The following is an 11,639-nucleotide window of genomic DNA, read 5'->3' as shown; positions in this document are numbered from 1 at the left end:
AGGATGAAAGATCGTCGAGGAAGGGCCGATGAATGCCATTTTCAGCGCGCCGCGGGAGGCTTATACCAAGACGCTGAAACTAGAAACGCAGGAGACGGGATGGCCGAGAGCCGCTTGCCGCATATCGTGCTCTTTTCGGGCGGCACCGCCTGCCGCACGACCAATCTGGCGCTTCTTTCCAAGCCGGTGCGGCTGACCCGCATCGTGCCGGCCTGGGATAGCGGCGGCAGTTCGAAGGTGATCCGCGAAAGCCTCGGCGTGCTCGCCGTCGGCGACATCCGCCAGGCGCTGATGACCATGGCGCATGGCGAGGGCCGCGCCGGCGACGTGGTGAAGGTGTGCAATGCGCGCCTGACCAGCGGCGCGCAGGAAGATGCCCGCACGGAATTCGCGCTCTACGCCGAAGGCCGCCATCCGCTGCTGGAGCGCATGGAGCCGGGGTTGCGCGGCGCCATCCTCAATTACCTGCGCACATTTCGCGCGGCGATCGGCAGGGATTTCGATTTCCGCAACGGCAGCATCGGCAATTTCATCCTCACCGGCGCGCATCTCGCGCATAACAGCGACATCAACACCGCCATCTTCGTCTTCCGCAAGCTCTGCGACATTGCCGGCCATGTCTGGCCGTCGACGGCGGAGGGCGGGGTCGACCTTTCCGCCATCCTCAACGACGGCACGCGCATCGAGGGCCAGCACCGGGTGACGGCGCTGGAGGAGCAGGCCGGGCGGACCGGCATCCGCGACATCACGCTTTCGGCGGCGGGCGGCAGCGTGGCGGCCAACGACGCCGTGCTGGAAAGCCTCGAAAGCGCCGACGCCATCGTCTTCGGGCCGGGCAGCTTCTTCACCAGCGTCCTGCCGCATTTCCATGTCGAGGGCATCGTTCCGACGATCGCCCGCAACGTGCATGCCCGCCGCGTCTTCATCGGCAATATCCTGCAATGCCGGGAGACCCGCGGCTTCGACCTTGCCCGCATGCTCGATATCGCCGGCGCATTGTGGCAGGCGCGCGGCGGGGCGGATGCACGCCCGTTCACCCATGTGCTGGCGAACCGCCAGCTCCTGCCCTTCGAGAAGACCGTCGGGGCCTTCGCCTATCTCGGCAACGGTGCGCTGGCGGAGACCTGCCTGCGGCTCGGCGCGGAGGCGGTGGTCGAGGAATTCGAGGATCCCTGGCAGCGCGGACAGCACGACGGCCGCACGGTCGCCGATGTCCTCAGCTCGCTCTTGCCGGCGTAGGGTTCGCCGGCATCCAGGCGCGTGCCGTGGCGAAGGCGAGGAAATCGTCGGAGGCCATCGGGCGCGCGAAGGCGTAGCCCTGCAGGATGTCGCAGCCGAGGCGGCGCAAGAGTTCGGCATGCTCCATCGTCTCGACGCCTTCCGCGACCGTCTCGATGCCGCGCACCTTGCCGATATCGACGATGGACTGGACGAGGCTTTGCTGCGCGGCCGATTCCAGCAGCGGCTGCACCAGCCGGCGGTCGATCTTCAGCCGCTTGGGCGAGAGTTCGAGGAGGCTGACGATGGAGGCGTGGCCGCTGCCGAAATCGTCGATCTCGATGTCGATGCCGAGCGCCTTGATCTCTTCGATCACCCGCTTGAGCCCGTCATCCGCGGCATCGAAGGAGATCGATTCCAGCAGCTCGAAGGTCAGCGAGCCGGGGCGGATGTTCATGGCCCTCAGCTTCTCGACCAGCCCGTCGTCGTGCAGGCGCTGGCAGGAGACGTTGACGGAGACGCGCGGGATATCGAGGCCGAGGCCCTCCCAGCGGATGGTCTGGAATAGTGCCTGCTCGAGGATCGCCTCGTCGATCCGCGCCACGACGTTGAGGCTTTCGGCGACGGGCAGGAAGACGTCGGGCGGCACGAAGCCGCGCGTCGGATGCTCCCAGCGGGCCAGCGCCTCGACGCCGACGATCTCCAGCGTTTCGGCATCGAACTGCGGCTGGAAGAAGGGCCGGAACTCCTGGCGCTCCAGGCCGCGCAGGATCTCGTCGCTGAGGCGCTTCACCTCGACGGTGCGTAGGCGCAATTCGTCGTTGAAGGCTTCCACGCGGTTGCGGCCTCGGCGCTTGGCCTCGTAGAGCGCGATATCGGCATTGACGAGAAGCTGTTCGGCGGATTCCTCCGCGTCGTTGCGCGTGGCGATGCCAATGCTCGCGCCGATGCGACAATCGTGACCCTCGATCGCCATGGGCTCGCTGATCGCCTCGATGAGGCGGGCGGAGAGGGTGGGGAAATCGGCTGCGGCGGGATCGCGGTGCGACAGGAGCACGAATTCGTCGCCGCCGATGCGGGCGATGAAGTCCTCGGCAGGCACATGCGCGCGCAGCACGCCGGCCGCCTGTTTCAGCACTTCGTCGCCGGCGGCATGGCCGAGCGTGTCGTTGATGTCCTTGAAGCGGTCGAGGTCGATATGCAGCAGTGTCAGCGGGCGGTTGTCGTCGCCGGCAAGGGCGAGCTGCTGGTCGAGGAAGCGGCGGTTGGGCAGGCGGGTCAGCGCGTCGTGCAGGGAGTTGTGCTCCATGGCGCGGCGGGCGTCCTCCAGCGCGCGGTTCTGCGCCTCGGCCGTCAGCTTGGCCTTCAGCAGCTCGGCCTGCAGTTCGATGTCCTCCGTCACGTCCCAGTTGGCGCCGACGATGCGCTTGGGGCCGGAGGAAGCGCGATAGGTCATGCCATGGGCGCGGATATGGCGGACGACGCCGTCCTTCGCGAGCACCCGGAATTCGGTGATATAGGGCTGTTCCATCTCGATCGCCGTCGCGAAGGCCCGCTCGGCCTCCTTGAGATCGTCGGGATGGAGCGCCTTGCGCCAGTCCTCGTAGCGACAGACCGGCTGGGAGGCGGGAACGCTGTAGAGTTCGCGCATGCGCTGGTCCCAGGCAAGGACCCCGCTTTCGCAATCGTATTCCCAGACGCCGACGCGCGAGGCATCGAGCGCGAGCAGCAGGCGCTGCGAGACGGTCTCGAGCCGCTCCTCCCGGTCCTGCAGCGCGATGATGTGGCGGTGGCGGTCCTTCATCAGGTAGCCGACCCAGAACATCGGCGCGACGATGATGACGGCGAGCAGCGCAAGGCCGGCGCGGAAGGCCCCGAGGCTCGCCGAGGGCTGGCGCCAGCCTTTGAGGGGCGCGGCCGAAACCGTCCAGACCTCATGACCGATATCGATGGTCATCACCACCGGATCCGTATCGACCGGGGCCGGAGTGCTGAAGAAGGTCCGGGCGTCTCCGCCCTCGTGCGACCGGCTGGAGATCGACACGGCAAGGCGCATGTCGTCCTTGAAGCCGCTGCCGGCGAGCAGCTTGTCGAGGTCGATCACGGCGGAGGCGATGCCGAAAAATGCATTGTCCGTGCCGGCATGGATCGGATAGCGCGCGATGACCCCGCGGCCGCCCTGCACGAGATCGACGGGACCGGTGACGATCAGCCGATCGAGCGCCCGCACCTGCAGCGCGGCGGCGCGCTGGCGCTCGTTCTTGCGGTAGTCGAGGCCGACGCTGCGCTCGTTGCCCTTTTGCGGATAGACGAGCGAGACGACGAAATCCGGTGCGATGGCGAGATTGCGCAGCTCGGTGCCGTCGCGGAAGATGCGGCCGGCAAGGTCGGAGAAGCGCTGCTGCGACATGCCGGGCTCGGTCGAGAAGGTCGCGATGAGGCCTTCGACCAGCTTGACGTTGCCGAGGATATTGCCGAGGAGCCGGGAGCGCAGCAGGCCGAGCTGTTCGGTGGTGGAAGAGCGCAGATACTCCTCCTCGAGCCGGCGCTTCTGCACGTCGGCGAGGAAGGTGGCGGCGAGCACGGCAAAAGCGACGACGATGGCGGGGATATAGTATCCCAGCCCCCGGAAGGAGAAATGCGCATTCCGGTCCGTCATCGCGTCTCGCTCGTCTCCGCGCGCTTGCCCTCTCGCCGGACTTTTACACCCGCCGGTCAGGGACGATGGCAGACGCAACTTAATATTTGCTGACGAGGCGATGCCCGGTTTGCAGGATGCCGGGGCGCCGGGCAGGGCGTTTCAGTCCGCCGGCCGCATCTCGCCGAATACGGTCGGGATCAGTTCCGAGACGGTGGGGTGGATGTGCATGGCGTGGGTGATTGTGGTGTAGGGCCTGCCTGCATACATCACGTCCAGAATGCTTTGCACCGCCTCGTCCCCGCCGGTGCCGAGGATCGAGGCGCCGAGGATTTCCCCGGTGCCGGCATCGGCGATTACCTTCATGAAGCCGAGCGTTTCCCCCTTTTCCTTCGCGCGGCCGACGCGTGTCATCGGCCGCGTGCCGACGAGGAGCCTGCGGCCCGTCCCGCGCGCCTCCGTCTCGCTCATGCCTGCGCGGCCGAGCGGCGGATCGATGTAGAGCGCATAGGTCTGGATGCGTTCGCTCACCTTGCGCGGCTCGCTGTCGAGCAGATTGGCGGCGACGATCTCGAAATCGTTGTAGGCCGTGTGGGTGAAGGCCCCGCGGCCGTTGCAGTCACCCATGGCGAAGATGCCCGGCACATTGGTCTCCAACCGGTCGTCGACGATGACGTAGCCGCGTTTGTCGGTCGCCACTCCGGCCGTGTCGAGGCCGAGATCGTCGGTGTTGGGCCGCCGGCCGGTGGCGAGCAGGATATGCGAGCCGATGATCTCGGGCGCCCCTTCCGCGCAATCGACGCCGACACCGACATCCTTGCCGCTCCTGACGAAGCGGATGCATTCCGCCCCGGTGCGGATGGCGATGCCTTCGCGTTCGAGGATGTCGCGCACGGCGTCGCTGACATCCTCGTCTTCCCGCGAGATCAGCCGCGGTCCCTTTTCGACCACTGTTACCCTGGAGCCGAAGCGGCGGAACATCTGGGCGAATTCCAGCCCGACATAGCTGCCGCCGACGATGACGAGGTGCGCCGGCAGGCGGTCGAGCTCCATCATCGAGACATTGTCGAGATGCGGCACCTCGCCGACACCCGGAAAGTCCGGCACGACGGCGCGGCCGCCGACATTGAGGAAAATCTGCCCGGCCGAAAGCCGCTCCTCGCCGACGCGGATGATCTTCGGGCTTTCGAAGCGGGCATGGCCGCGGATGAAGGTGAGGCCCTTCATGCCCGCCAGCCAGTCCTCGTTGGCCTTGCGGGCGTCGAAACGCACCTTGTCCTTGCGCGCCATGACCCTCGCGAAATCCACGGAAACGTCTCCGGTCACCACGCCGTATTCCGCGCCGCGGCGGGCAAGGTGGGCGGTATAGGCGCTCGCTACCATGGCCTTGGTCGGCATGCAGCCGGTGTTGACGCAGGTGCCGCCCACGAGCTTCCGCTCGATGAGCGCCACGGTCCTTCCGGCAGCCGTCAGCCGGCCGGCAAGGGAGGGGCCGGCCTGGCCTGCACCGATGATGATGGCGTCGAATGTGCGCATGATGCCTCTCCATGAAATGCCTGCGGCGCGGGGCTCCACGCGGCGATATGGAAACGAAGCTCGCGCCAGAGTGTTGGATGCTTTCAGCAATTGCAACGTGTTTCTATTGCCAATCGCCGCTCTTCGCGCGATCCTGAAAATGCTTTGGCCGCGCGCGCTTAATCGTGTTCGCGCGGCCTATTTTTTGCGATTGCCTGCCATATATGAAATGCCTTGCCCCGACGGGCCGTTCCAAACGTGGTGAAAATACCATTCTGGATTTCCCGCACAGCACGAAAGGTCATCCCATGCGTCCAGCCGTCAAATTCCTCGGAGCTGCCCTCGCGCTCGGTCTTGCCGCCGGCGCCGCCCAGGCCCAGGTCGTCGTCTCCTCCAAGATCGACACCGAGGGCGGGGTGCTCGGTAACATCATCCTTGCCGTGCTGAATGCCAATGGCATCCAGACGACGGACCGGGTGCAGCTCGGCGCGACGCCGGTCGTGCGCAAGGCGATCATTGCCGGCGAGATCGACATCTATCCGGAATATACCGGCAATGCCGCCTTCTTCTTCGAAAAGGCCGACGACCCGGCCTGGAAGGATGCGACCAAGGCCTACGAGCTTGCCAAGACGCTCGACTTCGACGCCAACAAGATCGTCTGGCTGACGCCGTCGCCGGCCAACAATACCTGGGCGATCGCGCTGCGCAAGGACGTCGCCGAGCCGAACAAGCTGGCGACGCTGACGGATTTCGGCAAATACGTCTCCGGCGGCGGCAAGGTGGTGCTCGCCGCCTCGTCCGAATTCGTCAATTCGGCCGCGGCGCTTCCGGCCTTCCAGACGACATACAGTTTCACCCTGAAGCCCGATCAACTCATCACCCTTTCGGGCGGCGACACGGCCGCGACCATCTCGGCGGCCGCCAACCAGACGAACGGCGCCAATGCCGCCATGGTCTACGGCACCGATGGCGGCATCGCCCCGTCCGGCCTCGTCGTGCTCGAGGACGACAAGGGCGTCCAGCCGGTCTACCAGCCGGCGCCGATCATCCGCGAAGCCGTGCTGAAGGACAATCCGCAGATCGAGGACCTCCTGAAGCCGGTCTTCGAGAAGCTCGATCTCGTCACGCTGCAGGACCTGAACGGCCGCGTCCAGGTCGGCGGCGAGCCGGCCAAGGCCGTTGCCGAGGACTTCCTCAAGAAGAACGGCTTCCTGAAATAGCCGGCCTTGCCCTTCGCCTTTCGCGGCGAGGGGCCTTTCGAAAGGCATTCATGACGTTCAGGATCGACAAGCTCGGCGTGGTGATCGCCGCATTGCTGGCCTACGGCGCCTTTCTGGCGCCCTTCGCCAGTTTCCGGGCCAACCGCATCGTGCCGGGCGAGGGCCGGCTGATCCTCGAGGCGCTTCCCGGCGGGCTCGGGCCCGCGCTCCTCGCCTTCGTCGCCGTTGCCATCGTGATCGTCGTCCTGAAGACGCCGACGGTCCTGCGGCTCCTGCTCGGCCTTGCCGCCGTTCTGGCGCTCGCCGTCCTGATCGGCCTTTCCGCCGGCCATCTCACGCCGCCGGAGAACAGCTATGCCCGCGTCGCGCCGGCCTCCGGCTTCTGGCTTACGGGCTTTGCCTTCGCGCTTCTGGCCGCCGATGCGCTCACCCGGCTGAGGTTGTCGCCCTATGCCCGTATCGCGCTGCTTGCTGCCGTCGTGCTGGCGGCGGCGGCGCTCCTGATGTCCGGCGCCTGGGACGGCCTGTCGCTCATGAAGGAATATGCGAATCGCGCCGATACGTTCTGGCTGGAGGCGGGACGGCATGTCGTGCTGGCGCTCGGCTCGCTCGCCGCCGCCACGCTCGCCGGCCTGCCGCTCGGCATCCTCTGTCATCGGGTGGAGGCGCTGAGGGCCGGCGTGCTCAACGTGCTGAACATCATCCAGACGATCCCGTCGATTGCGCTTTTCGGCCTGCTGATCGCGCCGTTAGGCTGGATCGCGCTGCATGTGCCGGGGGCTGCGGCCATCGGCATTCGCGGCATTGGCGCCGCGCCCGCCTTCGTCGCGCTGTTCCTCTACTCGCTGCTGCCGGTCGTCGCCAATACGGTGGTCGGCCTTGCCGGCGTGCCGCGCGATGCCGATGACGCCGCGCGTGGCATCGGCATGACGGATCGCCAGCGGCTCTTCGGCGTCGAGCTGCCGCTCGCCTTCCCGGTCATCCTCACCGGCATCCGCATCGTGCTGGTGCAGAATATCGGACTTGCGACCATCGCCGCCCTCATCGGCGGCGGCGGTTTCGGCGTCTTCGTCTTCCAGGGCATCGGCCAGACGGCGATGGACCTCGTCCTGCTCGGCGCGGCGCCGACCGTCGCGCTCGCTTTCGCCGCCGCCGTCCTGCTCGATGCCGCGACGGAAATCTCCAGCAACAGATCCGGCGGGGCCGCATGATCGAGATCGACAGCATCACCAAGCGCTATGGCGATACGGTCGTCGTCGACAATGCCTCGATGACCATCGCCCCGCACACGATCACCGTCATTGTCGGCACGTCCGGGGCGGGCAAGACGACGCTGATGCGCATGATCAACCGCCTCGTCGAGCCGAGCTCTGGCGAGATCCGCATCGACGGCGCGCCCAACACCGCCATTCCCGGCTACGAACTGCGCCGCCGCATCGGCTACGCCATCCAGGGGCACGGTCTCTTCCCGCACCGCACGGTCGCTGAGAACATCGCCACCGTGCCGGCGCTGCTCGGCTGGGAGAGGGCACGCATCGACGCCAAGGTCGAGGAGCTGCTATCGCTCTTCCAGCTCGATCCCGCCGCTTTCGGCCCGCGCTATCCGCATGAGCTCTCGGGCGGCCAGCAGCAGCGCGTCGGCGTTGCCCGGGCGCTCGCCGCCGAGCCGAACATCCTCCTGATGGACGAACCCTTCGGCGCGCTCGACCCCGTCATCCGCGCCAAGGCGCAGGACGACCTGCTGGCGATCCAGAAACATTTCGGCACGACCATCGTGCTCGTCACGCACGACATGGGAGAGGCGTTCCACCTCGCCGACAGGATCGCGGTGATGGACGAGGGGCGGATCGTGCAATATGCCAGACCCGAGGAAATGCTGGTGAAGCCCGCCACCGGTTTCGTGGAGACGCTGATCGGTGCGGGCGAGCGGCCCTTCCGGTTGCTGTCCATCGGCACGGTGGGCGACGCCGTGGAAAGCGGCAGTGCCGAAGGCGAGCCGCTTGCGGTCGGGACGAGCCAGCGCGATGCCTTGTCCGCGCTGCTCTGGTCCGGCAGGGAGGCGCTGCCCGTCGTGGGGCCTGATGGCGCGCCCATCGGCCGCGTCACGCTTGCCGGCCTTGCCCGCCGTGCCGCGAGGCCGGAATGAGGCGCCTGCTGCCCAATCTGCTGCGGTTCGCGGTGCTTGTCGTGCTGGTCACCTTCCTCGTGCAGCCGGCGCTTTTCGAGCCGCTGCTGAAACCGCTGGTGCAGGCCAATGCGCCGGCGGTCTACAATCAGGGCAGCCTCCTGTCGCTGACGCTGTCACATCTCGCCACGGTCTTCATCGCGACCTTCGCCGCGACCGTCGTGGCGGTCGGTCTCGCCGTCCTCGTCACGCGGCCGGTCGGCGCGGAGTTCCTGCCGCTCTCGCGCAGCCTCGTGAATATCGGCCAGACCTTTCCGCCGGTCGCCGTTCTGGCGCTTGCCGTGCCCGTCGTCGGCTTCGGCGAGAAGCCGACGCTGATCGCGCTCTTCCTCTACGGCCTCCTGCCGATCTTCGAGAACGCCATGACCGGCCTTTCCACCCTGCCGCCCGCCATCATGGAGGCGGCGCGCGGCACAGGCATGACGGCCCGGCAACGGCTGACCAAGGTGGAATTGCCGCTCGCCCTGCCGGTCATCCTTGCCGGCATCCGCCTTTCGGTGACGATCAGCCTCGCAACGGCCACCATCGGCTCGACGGTAGCGGCCAGGACCCTCGGCGAGGTCATCATCGCGGGCCTGCAATCGAACAATCTCGCCTTCGTGCTGCAGGGCGGCCTCGTCGTCGCCGCGCTGGCGGTGCTGATCTACGATGCCTTCTCCGCCGTTGAGCGCGTGCTGTCGCGACGGGCCGGGCGCGTCTAGAGCATTTCCGCTTTTCTCCGAATCGCGAAAACGCTCTAACTCTTTGTTTTAACGCAATTCCGGACGCAAAACCGCTGCGCACTTTTGCTGGAATCGCTCTAGTCGTCGGTCTCCAGGTCGTAGACGAGGATGCCGGCGACCCCGCCTTCCGCGGCGGCGACGAGCCGCGCGCCGGTTTCCCTGTGTCCGGGGTCTTCCAGATAGGCGTCACGGGAGAAGCTGTCGGCGAAGTCGACGATGAAGCCGTCGCTGAAGCCCTTGTCCATGCCCGTTTCCGGGCTGACATTGGTGCCGATATGCACGGCGACCATGCCCGGCAGACGATCCTTCAGGGCGTCGATCTCGTTGAAGAGTTCGGTCTTGTAGGCGACGGAGATGGTCGGCTTGAAGCGGATGAAGACGCAGTGGCGGATCATGGCAAACCCCTATCGGATATCGGCGCGGGCACGCGGGCGCGTGTCGTTGCGCTCATATGAAAAGACCTGCGCCGGCAATGCCGGCAGGCCGCGGATGATGTCGGCGCCCTTCTCGCCCACCATGATGGTCGGCGCATTGGTATTGCAGGAGGGAACGCGCGGCATGACGGAACTGTCGCAGACGCGCAAACCTTCAAGCCCGTGCACCTTCAGATCGAGGCCGACGACCGCATCCGCGCCCGTACCCATCTTGCAGGTGCCGACCGGGTGGTGGTCGGTCTTGGCATTGGCGCAGCCGTAGTCGAACAGGTCCTCGTCGGTGACGAATTTCGGTCCGGGCAGGCGCTCGGCCATGACATAGGGTTTTAGCGCGGCCTGTTGCATGATTTCGCGGGCGACCTTCAGCCCCTCGATCGACATCTTCCGGTCGTGCGGGTCCTCCCAGTAGTTGGGGTCGATCAGCGGCGCGGCCGAGGGATCGGCGGAGGCAAGGCGCACCGTGCCCTTCGAGCGGGGATGCAGATAGGCGGAGTTCAGGGTCACGCCGGCATTCTTCAGCCGCTCCACGCCCGCCTCGATGCCGGAGCCGAGGCCGAGATGGAACTGGGTATCCGGCGAGCGGGCCTGCGGGTCAGCATACCAGAAGCCGCCCGTCTCGAAGAGCGAGGAGGCGACGGGACCGGAACGGAAGAGCACATATTGCAGGCCGGCCCAGAGCGTGCGGTGCAGCTTCGCGACGCCGTCATAGGTGTGGTCACCGGTGCATTCGCAGATGACGAAGAGGTCGAGATGGTCCTGCATGTTCGAGCCGACGCCCGGCAGGTCGTGCTTCACCTCGACGCCGACGGATCGCAGATGATCGGCCGGGCCGATACCGGATTGCTGCAGCAGCTTCGGCGAGCCGATGGCGCCCGACGTGACGAGCACCTCGCGCTCCGCCCGGATCGTCTCGACGCTATTGCCCGTCACAACCTCGACGCCGACCGCGCGGCTTCCCTCCAGCACGATGCGGGCCACGCGGGCGCCGGTGCGGATGGTGAGGTTCCTCCGCTCCCGGATCGGCGAAAGGTAGGAAAGCGAGGCGGAGGAGCGTCGGCGGTTGCGCTGGGTGAGCTGGTAGAAGCCGACGCCGGCCTGCTGGCTTCCGTTGAAATCGTGGTTGTAGGGAATGCCGAGTTCCTGGCCGGCGCGGATATAGGCGTCGCAGATCGGCAGGGCCGAGACAGGCATGGAAACGCCGAGCGGCCCGCCATAGGCATGGTAGTCGTCGGCGAAGCGCTGGTTGTCCTCGGCGCGCTTGAAATAGGGCAGGATCTCCCGATAGCTCCAGCCCTCGCAGCCGTCCTCGCTGGCCCAGAGGTCGTAGTCCGCCGCGTTGCCGCGGGTATAGAGTTGGGCGTTGATCGAGGAGCCGCCGCCGATGACCTTGGCCTGCGTATAACGCAGCACGCGGCCCTTCATGTGCTTCTGCGGCACGGTCTCCCAGCCCCAGCTCGCCACGCCCTTCGTCATCTTGGCGAAGCCGGCCGGCATGTGGAACAGCGGATTCCAGTCCCCGCCGCCGGCTTCCAGCAGCAGCACGCGGATATCAGGGTCTTCCGAGAGCCGGTTCGCCAGCACGCAGCCCGCCGGTCCCGCGCCGGTGATGATATAGTCATAGGTCATGCTCTGTCCTCAGGATTTCGGTGCCGTTGGCCGGAGGGTTCGCCCCTCATCCGCCTGCCGGCACCTTCTCCCCGCAGGCAG

At 66.6% G+C, this 11,639-nt stretch carries 9 protein-coding genes; 5 read left to right on the top strand and 4 right to left on the bottom strand.

Features of this window, described 5'->3' with window-relative positions; genetic code table 11:
- Positions 1 to 99: 99 nt before the first annotated feature.
- Positions 100 to 1,239: a gluconeogenesis factor YvcK family protein gene (locus tag ShzoTeo12_RS12775; protein ID WP_318909952.1), complete on the top strand. Its 1,140-nt coding sequence runs from the start codon at positions 100 to 102 to the stop codon at positions 1,237 to 1,239.
- On the opposite strand, the gene ShzoTeo12_RS12770 is transcribed toward ShzoTeo12_RS12775, so the two are convergent.
- Complete coding sequence (locus ShzoTeo12_RS12770; protein ID WP_318909951.1) at positions 1,217 to 3,877, bottom strand: EAL domain-containing protein; 2,661 nt, start codon at positions 3,875 to 3,877, stop codon at positions 1,217 to 1,219. The genes ShzoTeo12_RS12775 and ShzoTeo12_RS12770 overlap by 23 nt on opposite strands.
- Positions 3,878 to 4,018: 141 nt before the next feature.
- On the bottom strand, positions 4,019 to 5,395 hold the full coding sequence (locus tag ShzoTeo12_RS12765; RefSeq protein WP_318912452.1) for an FAD-containing oxidoreductase: 1,377 nt from the start codon (positions 5,393 to 5,395) through the stop codon (positions 4,019 to 4,021).
- 284 nt (positions 5,396 to 5,679) lie between these two features.
- Here ShzoTeo12_RS12765 and ShzoTeo12_RS12760 point away from each other — a divergent pair, with 284 nt between their 5' ends.
- From ShzoTeo12_RS12760 to ShzoTeo12_RS12745, 4 genes are read left to right on the top strand one after another with little or no spacing between them, the layout of a single operon-like run.
- Positions 5,680 to 6,591, top strand: coding sequence for an ABC transporter substrate-binding protein (locus tag ShzoTeo12_RS12760; RefSeq protein WP_318909950.1), 912 nt, complete (start codon positions 5,680 to 5,682; stop codon positions 6,589 to 6,591).
- A gap of 50 nt (positions 6,592 to 6,641) precedes the next feature.
- Positions 6,642 to 7,802, top strand: a complete 1,161-nt coding sequence (locus ShzoTeo12_RS12755) for an ABC transporter permease (protein ID WP_318909949.1) — start codon at positions 6,642 to 6,644, stop codon at positions 7,800 to 7,802.
- Positions 7,799 to 8,737 carry an ABC transporter ATP-binding protein gene (locus ShzoTeo12_RS12750; RefSeq protein ID WP_318909948.1) on the top strand — a complete coding sequence of 313 codons (939 nt, stop codon included), beginning with the start codon at positions 7,799 to 7,801 and terminating at the stop codon, positions 8,735 to 8,737. The genes ShzoTeo12_RS12755 and ShzoTeo12_RS12750 overlap by 4 nt, the downstream gene beginning before the upstream one ends.
- A complete protein-coding gene (locus ShzoTeo12_RS12745) occupies positions 8,734 to 9,477 on the top strand; it encodes an ABC transporter permease (protein ID WP_318909947.1) in 744 nt (247 codons plus the stop codon). The genes ShzoTeo12_RS12750 and ShzoTeo12_RS12745 overlap by 4 nt, the downstream gene beginning before the upstream one ends.
- A 98-nt stretch (positions 9,478 to 9,575) precedes the next feature.
- Here the strand turns inward: ShzoTeo12_RS12745 and ShzoTeo12_RS12740 are convergent, their stop codons facing one another.
- Entirely contained in the window at positions 9,576 to 9,893 is a 318-nt protein-coding gene (locus ShzoTeo12_RS12740; protein ID WP_119256557.1) for a Dabb family protein, read from the bottom strand.
- Positions 9,894 to 9,902: 9 nt separating this feature from the next.
- A complete protein-coding gene (locus tag ShzoTeo12_RS12735; protein WP_318909946.1) occupies positions 9,903 to 11,558 on the bottom strand; it encodes a GMC family oxidoreductase in 1,656 nt (551 codons plus the stop codon).
- Between the last annotated feature and the right edge of the window lie 81 nt (positions 11,559 to 11,639).

It is taken from the genome of Shinella zoogloeoides, from assembly GCF_033705735.1.
In the GTDB taxonomy this organism is placed as follows: domain Bacteria; phylum Pseudomonadota; class Alphaproteobacteria; order Rhizobiales; family Rhizobiaceae; genus Shinella; species Shinella zoogloeoides_A.
This window is presented reverse-complemented; position numbering and strand designations above follow the sequence as displayed.